This window comes from Flavobacterium cerinum (assembly GCF_004028155.1).
In the GTDB taxonomy this organism is placed as follows: domain Bacteria; phylum Bacteroidota; class Bacteroidia; order Flavobacteriales; family Flavobacteriaceae; genus Flavobacterium; species Flavobacterium cerinum.
Window position 1 is genome coordinate 60,789 of the sequence record NZ_SBII01000016.1, and the last position, 20,804, is coordinate 81,592.

Sequence of the window (20,804 nt, forward strand, 5' to 3'; positions counted from 1 at the left end):
AGGCTTAAGATTTCTATAGAATAGAAAATTCTTAAGCCCAAACTATTTTATAATCTAGTAAGTAAGCTTACCAATGGAAGGCAGGTAAAGACCTTCTTTTAATAATGCTCCTGCTTTTGCAGTACCTGTTGCAATATCAATTTGATATACACGGGCTTCAGTTCCAGTAACAAAGCTTTTGTATGCTTTTCCATTTTCAACAAATAAGCTCCCCACACCAAAAAACTCATCTCCACCGTGGTCAGGTAACCCTGTAACTGGGGTTATTGCTTTTGTTGCTAAGTCAATAATAGCTGATTTAAATATTGTTTTTGGCCCAAGGAAATTAAAAAATGTATCTGCAGAATCTGTACTATTAGCAACATAAGATATAAAAACCTTTTCACCTCCTAAAGGGTATGCAGCAAGGACTTTTCCATTAAGGCTGCTTTCCTGAATATTAAAGAAATAATTTGGATCGAACTTGTCGTCTCCTTTTTTGATGCGTAATATTCCTGAAGAAACCTCTGTAGGCTTATATCCTCCTGAATGAGCATTTGATGAGAACGTATAAATATCACCTGAATCTGTTTGTAAAATCCCGGTATTAGTATAATACATACCAATTGCAGCTGTTCTGGTATCTTTAATAGTCGATATATATTCCAGAGTAGGGTATTTATAAACTTTTATAATTGCCTCAGATGATTTGATATCATTCTTATTGTCTTTTATATATACCGGTACAAAAAGCTTATCTCCCGATACTGCTGCTCCTGTTGGCCAGTATAATAATTCCGGGTTTCCCGGAGTAACGCTAAAATTATTTACTTTACGATTAGTTATTGAAACATCAGCTGGATTATAAACCATAATTTCATAATCTGCCGAACTTCCATCCCATGTAGCTGCGATATTAATTAATTTTTTATCATCAGTATAACCAACGGCGTATGATGATTCAAAAGAAAGCTTATTTCCCGCTACTAACTTTCCGGCATTATTAAGCGAAAAAGATACTGCTCCATCATCTTCTGTACTTAATGCAAAAAAAGTGTTTTCAATAGGAAAACAGCTTCCTCCCTGCTCTACTCCAACACCTTTTGCGCTTATTTCTCCCGTCATTAACTGATCTATAGAATTAAAGTCTAATATATATTGTGTATAATCTGCCAGCCAATATGATGCTACATATTTAGATCCATTAGTTACAACAGGCTTATCACTTGAAGAATCATCACTACTGCACGAAAATAATGATGTGGAAATCAGTGCCAAAGCAAAGCATTTTTTAAAATTGTTTATAAACATTATTATAAAGATTAAGGGTTATTATTTTTTGATCTTATTATTGAAGAAAAAACCTGAATTTAACAGCAAAAGAGCGTCCAGGTTTTTGAACTTTAAAATAATCGTATACTTTAACATCGGTAATATTTCGACATTCAAAAGCTAAATTGTATTTCCCATTCAGGAAAGAATACGAAACCATTGCATTTTCAGTGAATTGTTCAGGGATGGCTTTTTTGGTTTCCAGCTCTCCTAATACCGGCCATGTTAAATAAAATGCATCTATATAATTAGCACTTAAGTTTACAGCAAGCCTATCATGTTTATATTTGATATTTTTAAATGTAAATCCTAAATCAGCATTTCCATAAAAAATAGGTACATTCGGCAACTGTGCTCCATACAATTCATCCAGAATACTTGTGCCTTTTACTATCCTGTTTTTATTTATGCTTTTTTGATAAGTTGCATTTATTTCAAAGGTCAATAAATCAGAGTATCCATAATGTAGTGCTCCATCAATTCCTGTTACCCGCACATTTTGAAGATTTTCAAAAATCGTGACATTCCCAACTTGTTTTTCCTGTATAAAATCTTTAGCCTCTCTATATATTAAGCTGCTTTCAGCATTAAATTGATGCTTGTTCTTTTGAGTATTGAAAGCTAATCCTAAATTAATATTATCACTGCTTTCAGGACGAAGATTTATATTGCTGTTTATTGTTAACCCATCGCCCAACATTTCTAGAGAAGAAGGCAGTCGATAAGTGTGCTCATAAGAGGTTTTTATCTGTAAATTCTCAGATAAATGATAAGTTCCTGTAGCCCCATACCCATAATTATTTGATGATGAAGATTTTTTATCTTCATCACTTACCATTTCTGTATATAAATTAAACATTTTACCAAAAGCAGAGACCGACAATCGATTATCAAAACCATTTAAATTATATACCATTCCTAAAATATTCTTGTCTATAACAGGTTTTCCAAGTGCTACAACTTCTTTATATTCATCAGTTTCTTTTCGTTTATACCCAGAGAATAAATAATTAAATGCTAATGAATGCTGCTCATTAATCTGATATTTAATATTTGTTGATGCTAATAAATTTTCTTCATCATATACATATATTTTTTTATCTCCTAATTCTCCCTTATCATCATTACCTGCAAATTGTCTGTATATGTATTTCCCTGTCCAGTCATAAACTCTTGATGATGTATCTACAGCACGGTTATTAACCAAACTATAAGAAGTATTTAAGCTTACCGAAAGACCTTTTGTAAAAAGATCATCTTTCTTATACTTTAAAGAAGATATAAAAGTTTTACTATCTATAAAAGCCTGTCCTACCACCCTTTGCATTGTTCTTCCCTGCTGAATTTCTTTCTCGTTGGCAGACATGATAAAGCCTACAAGTAAATAATCTGCATATTTTTTATTTTTAAAACCGGTCTCTGCCATTACTGTACCTGATTTATAACCATCATGAAAATGGGTATACTTTTTTTCGGGCAAAAACTTTGAGGTGTTCTTATCTGCAATACTTACATCAACCTTGTAGTTATTTTCAGAGTAATTTGAGAAAGCATTCAGGTTTAATATAAGTCCGTCTTTATTTGTAAAACGTGTATTTACAGCTGCTCTATGTGTATTAAATGAACCAAAACTATAAGAAGCATCTATATATCTATTCACACTCTTATTCGTTATAATATTTACCGCACCACCCAATGCGTCTGCTCCAAGCTCAATAGGCACAACTCCTTTATAAACATCAATCCTTTCGGCCATGTTTACAGGAATGTTATTTAACGTAAGAGAAGAACCGTAGTGATCCATTGGAATTCCGTCTAAGAAAAACTTCACCTGATCTCCTGAGAAACCGTTTAAAGAAAAATTAAATGCCGACCCCATTCCTCCGGATTCACGAATACGAACTCCTGTAGTTTTATTTAAAATCTGGTTTAAATCACTGGAACTGTTGTGTGTTTTTTTTAGATCTACAGCAGTAATATTATATGCCTGCTGACGCACGCGTTCGATTTTCGACTTACCCTTAACTACTATTTCATTTAAAAACATCATGTCTTCTTCTAAAATAGTATTCGATACAACTTCATTTTTTTGTTTTAAACTTATGGAAGTTTGTTTTGTCTTGAAACCAACATAGGAAAAAGATAAAATATAGCTGCCTGATTCAGTACTAATTTTGAATTCTCCCTTTTGATTAGTTAAGTCTACAATATCAGTTCCTTCAATTTGTACTAAAACACCTTTAAGAGGTGTTCCTCCTTTTGATATAACAACTCCGGAAATGCTTAATTTGCTTTTCTGTGAGAAACCATTGAAGCAGGCCATTAAGGCCATTAGTAAAATTATTGAACGCTTTATACGCATCACCTCACGCTTATACATGAAAGATTGTTTTTTAATTAAATGTGATGCAAAACTATGTCTTAAAAATAGTTTCAGCAAACTATTTTTAATTATTCTAAATAAAAATAAGAAACAGAGCTATAAATCAATAAAATTCAACAAATTATAAAAAAATGTATTCGTAGAAGATTGAATACATAGTATTATACGAAATGTATAATATGCTTTAAGCAAAAATAGTTGCCAAATTATTATTTGACAACTATTTTTACGGAAACTTATCAATACAAAACTTTCTTGATACTTTTTATCTGCTTTAATAACTTTTCAAATTCTTCAAAATTCAATGTCTGTTGACCATCTGAAAAAGCTTTCTCGGGTTCATAATGAATTTCAGTAATAATACCATCTGCTCCGGCTGCCATTGCAGCTAATGCTATTTTAGGTACATGGTTTCTTAAACCAATGCCATGGGATGGATCTGCAATTACCGGTAAATGGCTCTTTTCTTTTAGAATTGGAATTGCATTGATATCAAAAGTATTTCGATAAGAATTTTCGAAAGTACGAATTCCTCTTTCACAAAGGATTATCTTTTCATTCCCTGCAGAAAAAACATATTCAGCCGATTGTAATAGCTCATCTATTGTTCCGGAAATACCTCTCTTTAGCATTACCGGTTTATCTATTCTGCCTAATGCATCAAGTAAATTAAAATTTTGTGCATTACGGGCACCAACCTGAAAGATATCCACATATTCTGCCATTTCATCTATTTGCGAAACCTGCATTACTTCTGTAATAATTTTGATTCCGTTAGATTTACAAATAGAATGAAACAATTTTAAGCCTTCAAGACCTAAACCTCTAAAAGCATAAGGTGAACTGCGGGGTTTATAAACTCCGCCTCTCATTATTTTTATGTTGTTTTTTACCAAGTGCTGTACAATTTTATGTATCTGCTCTTCACTTTCAATAGAACATGGACCCGCAATAATAGTAAAATCTTTTTCACTTATAGTTACATTATCCCCCAACTCAATTTCAGTTGGATTAACTTTCCACTTTCTTGAAACAAGTTTATAACCATCAGTAACTCTATGAACATCCTGTACTCCCGGTAAATTACCAATAGTACGAATATCAATATCTGAAGTAAGAACAGCTACTAAATAGTTATTATCTTTTGTAATAACTTCTGTGGCTTTTATTCTGTTATGCAACAAAACACTATCTAAATGATTTCGTTGTTGTGTTGTACTGTTTTTATCTAATTGGATAATCATGAGTGCAGGTTATTAATGAATTGTTTAATACTATTTGCCTCTATACCATTTTTAGTTATATGGCTGATAAAGGCACTGCCAATGATACAACCACTGCTGTAACGGGAAGCATTGTTGAAGCTTGCACTATCATGAATCCCAAATCCTGTAAGCTGCGGATTCTTTAATTGTAACTTCTGGGTGCGCTCGAGATAATCGGTATTTAAATTATTATCATTCGTTCCTCCGGTTATACTGTTTGAAGAAACCATATAGATAAAACCATCAGAGTTATTGTCTATTTCATGTATCCTGCTAACCGCCGTTTGTGGTGTAATTAGTAAAGTATTAGAAATACCTTTCTCGTTACAAAATTCCTGTAAATTATCCTGGTAATAGCTTAAAGGCATATCCGGGATTATAATACCATCAATACCTGTATCGTGGCATTTGTTTATAAAATCTACTTCTCCAAATTGCAATACCGGATTAAGATATCCCATCAATAAAACTGGTAATTGCGTTACGGTTCTTAATTCCTTTAATTGCTCAAAAAGCACCTTTAACGTCATACCGTTTTCTATTGCTGTCTCACTGCTTTGTTGTATTACAGGTCCATCGGCCATAGGATCAGAAAATGGGAATCCAATCTCAATCATATCCACTCCCACGCTATCCAGTTCTTTTATAATTTTCAATGTATCACTTAAAGAAGGGAAACCTGCTGTTATATATATTGATACTATATTTTTCTTTTTATGCTCAAACAATTGTTTTATCCTGTTATTCATAATCCTAAATGTTTCTTGTATGTTAGCATGTCTTTATCGCCGCGTCCTGATAGGTTCACTACCACAATATCGTCCTTCTTGAACTTCACTTTACTTAAATAAGCTAATGCATGTGCCGACTCCAATGCCGGTATGATTCCTTCTTTCTGAGATAATGTAAAAGCTGCCGATAATGCTTCGTCATCAGTAACATTAACCACTTCAGAAAGGCCAGCATCATGCAGGTAGGAATGAGCGGGACCAATACCCGGATAATCCAGTCCAGCCGAAATAGAATGAGGTTCTACAATCTGCCCGTCTTCCGTTTGTATCAGGTAGGTTTTGCTACCATGGATAATCCCCTTTTTACCTAAAGCTATTGTTGCTGCCGTTTTACCGGAATACACTCCCTTCCCTCCTGCTTCGACAGCAATAAGACGTGTTTTTTTATCTCCTATAAAATGATAAAAGGCTCCCATGGCATTACTCCCTCCGCCTAAGCAGGCAATAATACAGTCGGGATTTTCTCTTCCAGTTTTTTCTTTTAGCTGAAATTTTATCTCCTCACTTATAACTGACTGGAAGATAGAAACCATATCAGGATATGGATGAGGTCCTACTACAGATCCAATGATATAATGAATATCAACCGGATTGTTTATCCATTGTCTAATAGCTTCATTGGTAGCATCTTTTAAAGTTTTACTTCCACTATTTACAGCTACTATTTTTGCACCCAGCATTCTCATTTTTTCAACATTAGGACCTTGTCTTTGAATATCAATTTCACCCATGTAGATGGTACAATCCATATTCATAAGCGCACAAGTAGTCGCTACTGCAACACCATGCTGGCCTGCACCTGTTTCGGCAATAATTTCTTTTTTATTCAGTCGTTTTGCCAGTAGTATCTGTCCAATGGTATTATTTATCTTGTGTGCTCCTGTATGTGTAAGATCTTCTCTTTTCAGATAAATATTTGTATCAAACATCTCGGAAAGATTCTTCGAATAGAATAACGGTGTAGGACGTCCTACATAATCTCTCAAAAGCATACGAAACTCTTCCTGAAAATCCTTTGAGTCTATAATTACTTTATAATTCTGTTGTAATTCCTGTACATTAGGGTATAACATTTCGGGAATAAAGGCACCGCCAAACTCTCCATAAAAACCATTACTATCGGGGCTAAATGCGCTCATATTTTTTTAATTTTATCTATTATTAGGCTAGCTGATTCTTTATCTTTTAATCCGGGTTTAATTTCCAATCTGCTGTTAAAATCATAACCGTGTAACATCGGATGACTGAACTCTAAAAACTGTTCAATATTATGTACACCCAACCCCCCACTTAAAAAGAAAGGTCTCGAAAGGTTATATTGATTTAAAAGCTGCCAATTAAAAGCTTGGCCACTACCACCGTAACCAGTAGTTTTTGTATCAAAGAGAAAATAATCCGTTACCAACTCATAATCTTTCAGAATAGAGAAATCAAAACCTTCTGCCATAGAAAATGCCTTTATAACTATATATCTTTTCTCTTTTAAATCTTTACATTGTTGAGGAGATTCATCTCCATGTAGCTGAATAATATTAATATTGTATTGTTCAACCATTTTCTCCATTACAGTATTTGATTCATTTACAAAAACTGCTACTCTATCTATATTAGCCATAGTCTTTTCAAAATCTGAAAATTTAAAATCCTCACCTACAAATCGTTTTGATGCTGAGTAAAAAATAAATCCTAAATGATCAGGTTTTAATAAGGCAATATCTTTTATGTTTTCAGGGTATTTCATACCGCAAATCTTAATTTTCATTCTTTCAGTTCTTTTATTAATTCAGCACACTTAGTAGCCGGATCACTGTCTCTCATAAAGTACTCTCCTATTAAAAAGCCCGAAAACCCATTGTTTTTAAGTTCTTTAATAACACCAGCCGATTCAATACCACTCTCTGCAATTTTCACAATTGTTTTGGGAAGCATTTCTGCCAGCCTGATACTATTTTCAATGTCAACTTCAAATGTATTGAGGTTACGATTGTTTATTCCTACCAGATCGGCAGTTGTGTTGATATTCTCCAGAATTTCAGTTTCGGTATGTGTTTCCAAAAGCACTTCCATTCCTAAGAGATGTGCAAAATCTGTAAACTGATTAATAATAGTCGGAGACAACATCTTTGCGATAAGCAAAATGGTATCAGCTCCCATAGCTTTAGATTCAACAATCTGATATTCATCAATTATAAAGTCTTTTCTTAGAATCGGACAATAATTGAGTTTTCTTGCCATAAGCAAATCCTGTTTCTTCGCTCCAAAAAATGTCTCATCTGTAAGAACTGATAATGCTGAAGCTCCAGCCTGCATATATCCTAATGTTACTTTTTCTGCATCGGCATAAAGATTAATATTCCCTTTTGATGGCGACTTACGTTTAAACTCAGCAATTATTCCACTATATTTTTCATTAGAGATGTAACTCTTTAAAGAGACACATTGCGTCTCGAAGTATATACTTTTTTCGAGTAGTTTAATTGGATATAAGCTTTTACGTTCCTCTACTTCTTTTTTCTTTTGCTGCTTTATTGTTTCTAATATTTTCATTGTATTGTTTTTAAAGTGGTAAATGCCTTTTTTGCTTTTAGTCCAAACAAAGAGTCTTTTGCAATAGCAATAGTTTCTTCATATTCTTTAGTTGGATAATAAGTTTTAATAGCTGTGGCTGCATTTGCCAGTACAACATTATTTTGGTATACAGTTCCTCTTCCTTCAATAACATTTGTAAAGATCTGTGCTGCTTCATCAATTGTATTCCCTCCGTAAAGGGCATCAGCAGGACATTGAGAAAAGCCCATGTGTTCTGCCTTTAAAATACTTTCTCCTTTATTATTGAAAATTTTACTATTTGCTGTTAGCGTAATTTCATCATAGCCATCTATAGAGTGTACAATGCTGTATTGAATCTCTTCCTGTTGAAAAAGATATTGATACATTCTTGCTAGTTCAAGATTAAAAACTCCTGCCATTTGAACTTTTGGTTGTGCCGGATTTACTAACGGACCAAGCATATTGAAGAACGTTTTTACACCAAGTTCTCTTCTTACCGGAGCCACATGCTTCAATGCAGGGTGAAATAAAGGAGCATGCAAAAAACATATATTTGCTTCTTGTATTTGGGTTTTTAAAATGTCTTCATTGGTTTGAAATGAAATCCCCAGGCACTCTAAAACATTAGATGATCCTGATATCGATGAGACGCCATAATTACCATGCTTTGCTACAGGAACTCCGGCACCTGCTACTACAAATGAAGTAAGTGTAGAGATATTGAAAGTATTCTTGCCATCACCTCCAGTACCGCACACATCCATTGGGTTACAAAACGAAAGGTCAATGTTATTGCTTAACAACAGTAAAGCTTCTCTAAATCCATTTAACTCTTCTAAAGTGATGTTACGCATTATAAAAGTGGTAACAAATGAGGCGATCTGGTTATGATTATATTTCCCTGTTGCAATAGCAGTAAGTATCTCTTTTGCTTGATCTTTAGTCAGGGTTTTATGCTGGTATAAATGTTCTAATATATCTTTCATGATTGTATTTTTTAAATTCGTTTATCTCTTCTATCATTTGCCTTTTACCCAATTCTCAATCATTTTTATACCCATTTCTGTAAGTACAGATTCCGGATGAAACTGCAGTCCTCTTAAATCGTACTCTCTATGCCTCAGCGCCATAACATTCCCCTGTTCATCTAAAGCGAGTACTTCGAGTGCATTTGGTAATTCGTTTTCTACAACCCAGGAATGATAATGCCCTATCTTAATTCCTGATGAAAGACCATCAAATAAATAATCCTGTTTTGTGATCGTAAGCGAAGAAGAAATACCATGCAACGGTATTTGCATATTGATAAGTTTACCTCCAAAATTTTCAGCAATAGCCTGATGACCAAGACAAATACCCAATATGCTTTTTGAAGAAGCAAACTGCTTAATAATATCCGGCATTAGTCCGGCAGCTGCGGGAATTCCCGGACCGGGTGATAATAATATCTTATCAAACTGATGTATTGTTGTTAGATCAATCTTGTCGTTTTTATAAACTTCAATATCTTCTACTCCAATATTGTATAGAATATGGACTAGGTTAAACACAAACGAATCGTAATTATCTACTACTAAAATTTTCATGACTAAATGGTATTTGCAAGTTCTATGGCTTTGCGTAAAGCCAATAGTTTATTATTCACTTCCTGTAACTCACTTTCGGGGTTTGATTTTGCGACAATGCCACATCCAGCCTGATAGGTAAGCTCATTGCTTTGGCTTAAAAAGGATCGTATAAAAATGGCATGGTTAAAAGAACCATCAAAACCAATGATTCCTACTGCTCCACCATAAAAACCACGGCTTTCGGGTTCGTTTGTATCGATTATCTGCATGGCTTTATACTTTGGTGCTCCGGACAATGTTCCTGCGGGATAGGTATCTCCAAATATTCGTATAGGATTATGTTCCAATTTCAATTGTGCACTGACTTTTGAAACCAAATGAATAACATGAGAATAGAATTCGACCTCTTTGAATTCTTCTACTTTTACATCCCTGCTGTTTCTGCTTAGGTCATTTCTGGCCAAATCAACAAGCATAACATGTTCGGCATTTTCTTTAGGATCTTCGCTAAGTTGCAGTGCTAATTTTTGGTCTTGTATAGCATTCCCTGTACGTTTAAATGTTCCTGCAATAGGATGTATAACAGCCTTATTGTTGTTTATAGTTAACTGTGCTTCGGGTGAAGAACCAAATATTTTGAAATCCCCATAATCAAAGTAAAACAGATATGACGAAGGATTTACAGACCGTAAAGCACGGTACACGTTGAACTCATCCCCCTTAAACTTCTTGCGGAATTTTCGGGAGAGCACTACCTGAAAAACATCTCCTAAAAAACAATGTTCTATACCTTTGTTGATCGCTTTTAAAAAATCGGAATCATTATAGTTTGAAGTTTCAGATTCATTGGCTGTAAATTCAAAACAGGTTACAGCACGTTTTGATATAATGTCACTGATACTGTCCATTTGAGATATCTCTCCATCCAGGAAATATTCTAAAAGAAATATTTCATTATTGAAATGATTGAAAACAATTAGAAATTTAAAAAAATGGTATTGAATAAGGGGAAGATGAAAAGACTGATTCTTAAAGGTTATATCTTCGAACATGGGGATAGCGTCATAAGACGTATAGCCAAATAAACCATTGCTTACAAATCCTAAATTCAAATCCTCAGTATCGAATGCTTTTGTAAATGCGTTCAATTCTTCTGCAATGTCGATACTTGAATTTTTTAAGATGTCTTTAGTCCCATCAGGGTATTGTATGCTCGTTATTTCTCTTTCTGCAATAAATGAAGCTAAAGGCTGCACACAGATATAGGAATAGCTATTCTCTCTGCTTTTATATTCTGAACTTTCCAGTAAAAAGCAATTAGGGTACTTATCTCTTAATTTTAAATACAACTCTACAGGTGTATTGGTATCGCTAAGTCCCTTTTGTACTAAGGTTTTAAAAGTATAAATCATGGTATTGATTTAAGAAGATTAGAAAAATGAAATGGAAGTTTTGGAAACAAAAAAAGCCCGCTGGATCAGCGGGCTTCTAATATTTATTTTAGATACAAAATAATATAATAGCAGTTACCAACTCAATCCGAAGGATTTAGTTAGCCACCACCAAGTATTATTTTGTGAAATGTTTCTCATAAGTGGGACAAATTTATAGAATAATAATTTACACTTCAAAGAATAAAATCATAAATTTCATAAAACACTAAAAAACAGCACATTACCACATTGATTAATTCAATAAAATACTTACAAAAGATAATATCAACCTCTTGAAAACTAAAATCGAAAAGAATTTAATCAAAAAAACAGTGTCCATTTATCAATAAAAAACCCTGTAACAACAATTGTCGTCACAGGGTTTATGTTCTGACCGCTTAACTATAAACGATCAATCCAATCACTTATTTTTATATTAGTGAGCTCTATTTATATAAACCCATCCGGTTGCATTGCTTCCGTCTGTTTTGGCTATACTATAGAAATATGTACCATCAGGTAACTCATTATTACTCTCATCCTGGCCATGCCATTGATTCGTATAATTCGCACCATGACTAAATACTTTTTTACCATAACGATTAAAAATTGTTATGCTTGTAACTCCTGAACCGGAAAGGTCAAAACTATCATTAAGTCCATCTCCATTTGGCGAAATACCACGTGGTATCTCACACATAATGTTATGAAGTGTGTATGAAACTTCGTTTGAACATGAACCTGAACTTACCGTTACCGTGAAGATCATTGGAAGTTTCTGAGTACCGTTAAGTGCATAATATTCTGCTGCATTAAATTCAGCACTAGATCCTACAACAGTTCCATTCTCATTTTTCCATACATAATTAACCGCGTTAGGATCATAAGAACCATTTACAGGAGTTGCAAGCAACCATGCATTTTGACCTTTACATTCTCTTGAAATAACAACTTCTAAACTTCCTGCGATAACTACAGTAAAGCTAAATGATCCACCTTCGTTACATGTTTCAGCATCTGGTTCTATTACGTAAGTAATTCCATAAGACCCTGCTTTTGAGTTAACAACATCGATCTCACCTGTTGTTGAATTGATTACCAATCCATCTCCAGATTTGAAAACACCACCCGTTGTAAATCCGGTTGCTAACTGAGGGGAAGCATTTGTTGCATCTGAACAGTAAGAACTGTCGTAACTAAAGTTCGTCACAGGAGTAATTCCTGCTGTAAGTTCAACTTTAAAGGTAAACGTACCTCCATCAACACATAATAATGCATCTTTCGTAAATGTATAAATCACATCATGTTCACCTGCTGTAGCGGTACTAAGATCAATTATACCCGTTTGGGTGTCTACTGTTAACGTAGTTGAACTAAATGTACCTCCAAAGTTGAAATTATCTGATAATGTTGGTACTAATTCATCGCCTGAATTTATACAAGCTGGCGTGTCATAATTAAAACTAACCACAGGAGCTGTTAAAGGAGTTACAATAACTGTAACTGCAGTGCTGCCACCATCAAGGCAGTTTCCAGCTGTTACTGTATATGTAACATTGTATGTGCCCGGCTGACTATTAACCAGATCAATTTCTCCTGTTACTGTGTTTATTTCCAATCCGGTTTCTGCATTAAATACACCCCCTGTATAGAAATTATTTGCTAAAATTGGTAATGGATTTGTACCTGCTATACAGTACGATGCTGCAAAAGTAAATCCTGTAACTGGAACTACAGGTGTAACTATTTCCATTTGGAATGTACTTGAATTACCATTCACACATAGAGACGGATCAACTGTATAAGTAATCTCATATGTACCAGCTGAACTGGTTGATAAATCAATTGCACCTGTTAATGTATCAATAGTAAGTCCGTCAGGTGTTGCTGCAAATGTACCGTTTACAGAAAAATCTGTATCTAAAGTAATAACAGGGTTAGTTGCTGTTAAACAATAAGACGCTGCATCATAGGTAAATCCTACAACCGGAGTGATTATATCTTTTATGATCACATCAAGCTGTGCCCTAGCTCCTTCGCATCCATCAGCATTAACATAAGCTACATAATATGGCGTTGTTCCTGCCGTAGTTGTATCTGGTGTTGGAGCAGTAATTGCTGTACCACCTGTTGGTTGTGTATACCATGCTAAAGTAAATCCTGTTAAATCAGGTGCTGTTAAAGGATTCGCAGTAGTATTTGTACAATAGGTAACTGGTGTTACTACCTGAGGTATATCATCTACAGCTATGTTCGTAACTGTAACTGTATTATCACAATAACGTGTTTTCCAATGGAATATATACTCTCCTGAATGAACAAAACCTGTTACTGTTGTTGTTTTACTGTTTGGCGTTGTAATTACAACCGGACCTGGGTTGGCTGCATCAGCAATCCATTGTCCAACACCTTCAGCTGCAAGTGTAGTTTCATTCACCTCACAAACAAGTGTATGTGGCTGTGTGATCAGTTCGTTATTAGCTGTAATATTAACAGCGTCTAGCAAGTTACCTATTTCGTTGTTTTTAGCCCTGAAAACAAACCTTGTTACTGGTTGTGATGCAGGAACAACATATTCACCCTGACCTATTGACCATGCCATAGTACCAACATGCTCCTGTAACAATACAAAAGGACCGGCAGGAGGGCCTGCAAGTACCTGAATAGTTCTTCCTTCAGATCTTCCTGCATGTGCATAGTTGAAATTAAACTTAGTGATTTCAGAGCTATCAAAATCCTGAAATGTACCTGTAACATTAATTAGATCTGTTGGATCCTGCGGAACGTTTGTTTCAAGCATTTGAATATACTGTCCTCCTTCGTATGGAGCAACACCAAATGTATTTATAGGACCTACAAGGAAGAATTCATCCCAATTAGGTACGTTAGTTCTCCATCCCTGTAAAACCTGTTGTCTGGTAAATTGAGTAAAACCTGCTGTAGCTTGTGATGGCGTTTCAAACCCTGAATTTACAGTATTAAGCGCGCATGGGTTTGTTGGTGTTGTGACGCAAACATCAAATGTATGAACATTAGGAGATGTTCCGTTTAATGTAAGTCTCACTTTGTATGTTGTACCTATTTCTAATTCAGTAGAATAAGCAGCAACAATTACATTGTTCGTAGTACATGCCATTTGTTGTAAAGCAGTACCTACCACTTTATACAATGTCATTGTAAACTTAGGCTGAGGCGCTTCTCCGTTAGCATAATAATAATCTCCTGAGAAATTATCTACTGAAATAATATGAACTTTTGAAATCGCATCAAATTGGAACCATACGTCGCCATCATTGGTGCCTGTACAAGTCATTGGCTCAGTAGATGGTGTAGAAGCAGTAAATGAAGCTGCTGTTAAAGCATTTACACAGGTATCTCCAGAGTTTACTGGTAATACCAAAGCTTTATTTGAAGCATCATTTCTTACAAATCCGTAAGGACCTGACCAGAAACTCTTGTTTGTTGTACTGCAAACTGCTCTTACAAAGTATTCGTAAGTTGCCATGCTAGCAGTATTAAAATCTGAAGCAAGAGGTGTATAAGTTGTTGCAGATACTAATGTACCGCTTGTTGGCAATGTACCATTGTTAATTGGCTGTATTGCTACTTCCCACTGGGTTTCTGTTCCTCCTGCTGTCCAGTTAAAGACTCCATTAGAATCAACAGACTGGTTGATTGGCTGTGGACATGTAATAGGACTGCACGATACAAAACCAGTAAAAATAGTATGATTCAATGGACCAATACCAGCCGGGCTAGTCCAAACATTTGTTCCATCAGCCTTTTGTATTGTAACAGTAGCCTGAGCTTCGCCTCCTGATGGAACAGAACCTACAGCGTCCCAGAATAATGAGAACTCAACACCATCACATAAAAACACAGTATAAGTGGTAGAAGAGCCACCTGCTGCTGCATTCAAGGTTAATGTTTGTAATGTAACCTCATTTTGAATCAAATAAATCTCTCCTTGTATATCTCCAAAATTTACAGGGTTAGCCAATGTAATGGTATATTCACATAAGTTTGCGAAGCTACACATTGTTGTAAAATGTAACGGACCAGACCATGGGCTGTCAGTAGTACCACATGATGATCTAACATAACAATCATACTTTGTAGCCGGATCTAAATTTCCAACAGTATATGGATTTGTTGTTGCCGAATGTGCATACTGAGGATCACCATCTCCTACCGGGGCAGGAAGTCCAGCCGGTTGTACATAAACATCCCATGCAGTCTCTGTACCTGTTGGATCCCATTTGATCTGAACTTCAGTATCAGCAACATTTTGAACTACAAGATTTGTAGGCTGTGGGCATGTTGGTATATCTTCAATAATTACTTTATCAATTATAAGGCTTTGCCCTCTATATCCCTGAGGAAGTGCCGGTCTTTGCGGTATATGCCAAGAAATATTAATATTACCGGTTACACCTACAGGAAGGTTGATAACTTTTTCTTTCCACTCCTGATTATTAAGTGCCGGGATATCTCCATAATTAACACTATATAATTCTGTAGTAAAGTTTGCAGGTTCAACACCTGTGGTAGAAAGTCTTACTTCAAGATCTTCTTCAAAATCAGAGTAAGTTACCCTGTACTGATATCTTAAACGCTGATTAGGACCAACTGTAATAGTTGGTGAAATCAAATAATCATTATTAGCACCATTAGATCCTGTAAACATAGCGGCTGCATACTGTCCTTCAAAAGGATTGACAGTCATATTCAGGAACCAAAAGAATGTGTCATTGTTAATATCTGTCACTCTCCAGCATTCTTTTGTGGCAGAGTTAGCCTCAAAAGTTTCTATAAATGGTGTTGGAAAAGGAGTACATAAAGTTGTAAACTTTACCGGGCCTATCCATTGGCTTTGATCTGTAGCATTACAGTATGCCCTAACATAATACTCGTATTGTGTATTTGCTAATAATGATCCTGACGGAGTATTAGTGCTACTCGAAGTTAATGTACCCGCAGTTGTAGGAACGCCAGTTCCTGCAGGCTGTACTTTTACTTCCCATTGTGTCTCTTGGAATCCAGGGACCCACGACAACATGGCAGAATTCTGCGTTACATTTGAAACAACTGGCAAAGAAGGATTAGGACATGCCGGAGCCACATCGATCCTCACATCATCAATCATCAAAATAGAAGTTCCTCCATTCGCTACAATAAACGAAGGCGGTACTCTAAAGGCAATATACACAGGGCCATTAGCATTAATGTATAAAGCTTTCTCTATGTAATCTGTATTGGTAAAATCAATTAAAGGCATAATTACCGAAAAACTCGCCGGGTTGGTATCTGTGGTAGACATTAGTACCTCCATACCAAATCTTGGAGCACCAAAAAGTGGTGAAAATGCAGCCTTATATTTAAACTTAAGTTCTTTTGTTCCTATTACATTAATTGCAGGAGATATTAACCAGTCATTATAACTTGGTGTCCCAAAGAATGGATTCCCTTGGATTTGCGGATTTGCAGCCTGCATTGTCCATTGTGCATTGTCTGTATTAGCGTTTAATATAGACCAACAAAACTTATGGGTTGTAGCCACATCAGTATCATTAAAGCTTTCATAGAAAGGAACATCAAAAGCACCACATAAAGTAGTGAAATTTATTGGGCCTACCCAGTTACTTTGATGTGTAGCATCACAATAAGCCCTTACATAATACTCATACTGTGTTGCATGGTTAAGTGTTGGAGAATAGGTGTTAGAGCTTATTAGCACACCACTACCTGTAGGCAAGCCTGTGCCTTTAGGCTGTACAGCAATTTGCCATTGTGTTTCTGCATCACCTGCTGTCCAAGATAACACAGCTGTTGATGTAGTCATACCTGTAGCAGTTGGTGTAACAGGATCCGGGCATGCTGGCTTCTCTTCTATAACAACATCGTCAATAAGTATCCTGGTTGCCGTAGAACCTGTACCAGGCACTACAACAAATGCAATATTAACAGGACCTGTTATTGTAGCAGGAATATTAATTATTTTTTCAATATACGTGTTATTACTAAACGCTGTTTCAGGCATTAGTATCGTACTAAAATTACTTGAACCTACACCGGTTGTAGAGATCTTAATAGCATATTTAGCCGTTCCACCTACTATCTGGTGCTTATATTTTAACCGCTTTTGCGTAGTACCTAAATCAATCTGTGGGGTAGAAAAATAGTCGTTATTGTTGTTTTGATACGTATTTGTAGTCAAATTAGCTGCCGATGACAGGTAGCTCCAAAACAATCCATCATTATTTACATCTATAGCAGTCCAGCAAGGTGCAGGTACTGTTGCAGATGTTCCTGTAAAATTTTGCGTATATGGAGTAGGGAATACAGTACATTGTGTTATAAACCTGTACGGCGTACTCCATCCTCCCGGAACACCACCACATACAGATCGTACATAAAGATCATATGGTGTACCGGCAACAAGTCCAGTATTTATCAAATTATCAACGTTAGTTGAAGTAGTAGTACCAGCACCAGTTGGCACACCAGCTCCTGCAGCCTGAACTTTATATTCCCATGCTGTAGCAAAACCGCCTACGTTATCCCATGAGAATTTTGTACTGGTCTGCAATAGATCTTTATAAGTAAATACGGCCGGTGGAGCGCACTGAGCTGTATTTATTGTTAAGGTAAATGCAATACCCGCAGTAGCTGTTAAGTTTGAAGATACTACTATAAAATAAGTATGCCCAGCCTGTACAAATATATTTGGAGTAGTTCCTGGAACGTTTACAGCCGATGTAGTTGTTGCGCCTATACATTGTACACCTACGTTAGAACAGCCATCATAAACAAAAACCCCCGTACTATGATTAAAACTAGCAGATGATGTTACATTTTTAACCGTAATAATACCATCTTGTGTTGGTGTGTAGGAGAAGAAAGCCTTAGCTCCAGTGAGGTAATTTTGGGTTACCGATGGTGATAGACAGCTTGTCCCTTGATTGGCATAAGTTGGGGCGCCTGCAAAAGCAAATGTGCTTAAGTTAGCAGAATAGGTATAAGGTGCTCCTGTTGGAGGAACGACCAAAGGGAATGCACACGATGTACCTACAATAGGTGTAGTAAAATTAAAAGGTCCCGCCCAACCACTAGATGACTGTGAGCATATCGTTTTAATATATACATCATATTTCGTACCCGGAACCAAAGTCGAAGGATTATAAGAATTCCCTGTCGCAATACCTGTTGGTCCTACCGGAGTAGCAGGTGTAGTTGAAGGAAAAACCTGAATTTCAAATTGTGTTGCGGATGGATGCGTCCAGTTCAAACTTGCAGATTGAGGTGTTAAACCCGAAGCCGTAAAATTTCCAGCAAGTACTTTATCACAAAGCTGTGCTGTTAAAACACTTACATTATCAATATACCAGGCATCTGCATTTGGGGTAGCACCTACCTGATTGTTTACCAATACAAAAGCAATATGTACGGGTATACCAGCAGCAATACTGGATGGAATAGGTACAACTTTTTCTTCATAAACTAAAGGATTGGCACTAAGTTGTGCTTCAGTCCATGTAGCAAGAACAGTAGTATAACTGGTATGATCCAAATGATTCGCTGTAGTTAAGCGTATCTCATAGATGTTTCCATTATCTACAGTACTGGATTGTTTGGTAAAAAAACGTATCTCTCCACTTGCAGGAACGTTAAAACCGGGAGCAACCAAAAAATTTCGCTCTGTAACTCCGGCTCCAATATTATGAGCTGATGGGTCAATAAAGGCTGCCCCATTGCTCAAGTAGCCATCAGTACTTGTTGTCCATGGTGTAGGTGGCAGCACTACCCCATTATTAATTGGAATCCAACTTGCAGGAATACCACTTTCAAAATTTTCAAGAGCCAGCTGCCCATATCCGGTCAATGAAAATAGAGTTAAAAAAAACATCAGCAGAGTTGTTTTTCCAATGAAATTTTTCGGACTCAAAAAATGATAAACTTCCGAACAGAGTTCGAGAAAATTCATCCACAATAACCGTACGGCCATTAGTAGTTTTTGGTTCATAATAAATTTGTTTTCGTTAATAGTTTATAGTATAGTTTATATTAACAAATTTTAACAAAAAAAGAACATTATACTAATGGTTGTATTTAGATTTTCAGTAATTTAAAAAGGTCCTTTTTTATATAATGCTACTTATTAACAATTGATTACAAGAAAAAAAGTTAATTACAACTAAACCTTATTTTTTAGTCATTTTTTTAGTGAATTCATAGTTTTATTTTTATAAATATAAGAATAAACTTATTTATTATAAAAAACATAAGCATACAACATCATTTTTTGGTAAATCATAGAGATAAGCTTATCTCCATTAATGATACAGCTATTACATTTTTTTTGCTACTGGCAAACATCTTTTTATTTATACAAATACCAGCCACAGCTACTTATACAATAGCAATCTTAAAGATTTGATAAGTAAACTGGACCCCAATCTTTTCTTTAAGGTGAATCGAAAGTATATTATAAACCGAAATCACATTAAAGAGATTATTAAGCATAACGGTAAAAAATAGAATTGGTATTAAACATTACCATTCCGGGTACTGAAGCAATAATATTAAGCAAAAAGGAAATTAATAACTTTAAGAATGGGCTCGATTCCTAAGCTTACAATTATAAAAAAAGCACCTAAAATGATTAGGTGCTTTTTTTAAATCAGTACTATATTAAGTACTATTGCTTTTTTACATATTTGGTTAAAATAACAATTGCCTGCCCTTCAATTTTCCCTTCAATCTGTTCATGATTGTCATGTACTAAACGAATATTTCTTACTGCCGTACCAATCTTAGCATTCAAAGTAGATCCCTTAACATCCAAATCTTTGATTAACGTTACTGAATCTCCATTTTGAAGAATATGACCGTTACTATCTTTATGGAATAGAATTTCTCCATCACCTGTATGATCTCCTGTAGCTTTAGCCCATTCAAGATTTTCATCATCAAGATACATCATATCTAATGCATCAGAAGCCCAACTTTCATTACGGAAACGATTTAACATACGCCAGGAGACAACCTGCACAACAGGTACTTCACTCCACATAGAACCCGGTAGAACACTTTCCCAGAAGGCAGCATCTAATTCTTCTTTCTTTTCAATCTGATTCAAACATTTTTCGCTGATTAAAATTGAACTGTCTGCTCCATTATTTTTGACTGGTGGTACTTCATAAACAACCAGGCTTTCTGTAGCTCCACTTAATTCACAAGCATTCCCGCTTCTTTTCCTGAGTAAATCTTCTAATTTCATTTGATAATCTTAATATTCGCCATAAAGGTAAAAAATGGCTGGACAATATGCCTAAATTTTAAACATTTTCATTTTAAAATACTGTAATTTCCCTTACTTATCTTATAGGAATTGTATTGAAAGATCAATAAACTATAATCGTTATTTAACCGATTTCAGGACAAATTTAAGATTGTCAATCAGGGAGCCGTCTATAGTAGGTAAAATAGTGAAATTGAATAAG

At 35.4% G+C, this 20,804-nt stretch carries 13 protein-coding genes; 1 reads left to right on the plus strand and 12 read right to left on the minus strand.

All coding sequences use genetic code 11. The features are described from left to right. Window positions 1-54: 54 nt before the first annotated feature. From EPI11_RS17770 to EPI11_RS17820, 11 genes are all read right to left on the minus strand, one after another. On the minus strand, window positions 55-1,257 hold the full coding sequence (locus tag EPI11_RS17770) for a DUF4374 domain-containing protein (RefSeq protein ID WP_164879209.1): 1,203 nt from the start codon (window positions 1,255-1,257) through the stop codon (window positions 55-57). Between the two features lie 70 nt (window positions 1,258-1,327). Then, window positions 1,328-3,691, minus strand: a complete 2,364-nt coding sequence (locus EPI11_RS17775) for a TonB-dependent receptor (RefSeq protein WP_241657651.1) — start codon at window positions 3,689-3,691, stop codon at window positions 1,328-1,330. Window positions 3,692-3,933: 242 nt separating this feature from the next. Beyond that, window positions 3,934-4,938, minus strand: a complete 1,005-nt coding sequence (locus tag EPI11_RS17780; protein WP_128391343.1) for a bifunctional 3-deoxy-7-phosphoheptulonate synthase/chorismate mutase — start codon at window positions 4,936-4,938, stop codon at window positions 3,934-3,936. After that, entirely contained in the window at window positions 4,935-5,708 is a 774-nt protein-coding gene (gene trpA / locus EPI11_RS17785) for a tryptophan synthase subunit alpha (RefSeq protein WP_128391344.1), read from the minus strand. The genes EPI11_RS17780 and trpA overlap by 4 nt, the downstream gene beginning before the upstream one ends. Further along, the gene (gene trpB / locus EPI11_RS17790; RefSeq protein WP_128391345.1) at window positions 5,705-6,889 is read right to left on the minus strand and encodes a tryptophan synthase subunit beta; all 1,185 of its coding nucleotides are present in this window, start codon (window positions 6,887-6,889) and stop codon (window positions 5,705-5,707) included. Before trpB ends, trpA begins: the two co-directional genes overlap by 4 nt. Further along, window positions 6,886-7,512 (minus strand): phosphoribosylanthranilate isomerase, encoded by a 627-nt coding sequence (locus EPI11_RS17795; protein ID WP_128391346.1) that lies wholly within the window; start codon window positions 7,510-7,512, stop codon window positions 6,886-6,888. Before EPI11_RS17795 ends, trpB begins: the two co-directional genes overlap by 4 nt. Further along, window positions 7,509-8,297 carry an indole-3-glycerol phosphate synthase TrpC gene (gene trpC, locus EPI11_RS17800; RefSeq protein WP_128391347.1) on the minus strand — a complete coding sequence of 263 codons (789 nt, stop codon included), beginning with the start codon at window positions 8,295-8,297 and terminating at the stop codon, window positions 7,509-7,511. Before trpC ends, EPI11_RS17795 begins: the two co-directional genes overlap by 4 nt. Beyond that, window positions 8,294-9,286 carry an anthranilate phosphoribosyltransferase gene (trpD, locus tag EPI11_RS17805; RefSeq protein WP_128391348.1) on the minus strand — a complete coding sequence of 331 codons (993 nt, stop codon included), beginning with the start codon at window positions 9,284-9,286 and terminating at the stop codon, window positions 8,294-8,296. The genes trpC and trpD overlap by 4 nt, the downstream gene beginning before the upstream one ends. A 33-nt stretch (window positions 9,287-9,319) precedes the next feature. Next, window positions 9,320-9,886: an anthranilate synthase component II gene (locus EPI11_RS17810; protein WP_128391349.1), complete on the minus strand. Its 567-nt coding sequence runs from the start codon at window positions 9,884-9,886 to the stop codon at window positions 9,320-9,322. A gap of 2 nt (window positions 9,887-9,888) precedes the next feature. Further along, window positions 9,889-11,280, minus strand: a complete 1,392-nt coding sequence (locus EPI11_RS17815) for an anthranilate synthase component I family protein (protein WP_128391350.1) — start codon at window positions 11,278-11,280, stop codon at window positions 9,889-9,891. 457 nt (window positions 11,281-11,737) lie between these two features. Further along, a complete protein-coding gene (locus tag EPI11_RS17820) occupies window positions 11,738-19,207 on the minus strand; it encodes a choice-of-anchor J domain-containing protein (protein WP_164879210.1) in 7,470 nt (2,489 codons plus the stop codon). Window positions 19,208-19,683: 476 nt separating this feature from the next. Here EPI11_RS17820 and EPI11_RS19185 point away from each other — a divergent pair, with 476 nt between their 5' ends. After that, window positions 19,684-19,839 (plus strand): LytTR family transcriptional regulator DNA-binding domain-containing protein, encoded by a 156-nt coding sequence (locus EPI11_RS19185; protein WP_241657652.1) that lies wholly within the window; start codon window positions 19,684-19,686, stop codon window positions 19,837-19,839. Window positions 19,840-19,999: 160 nt separating this feature from the next. On the opposite strand, the gene EPI11_RS17830 is transcribed toward EPI11_RS19185, so the two are convergent. Further along, entirely contained in the window at window positions 20,000-20,581 is a 582-nt protein-coding gene (locus tag EPI11_RS17830; RefSeq protein ID WP_128391352.1) for a PhnA domain-containing protein, read from the minus strand. Between the last annotated feature and the right edge of the window lie 223 nt (window positions 20,582-20,804).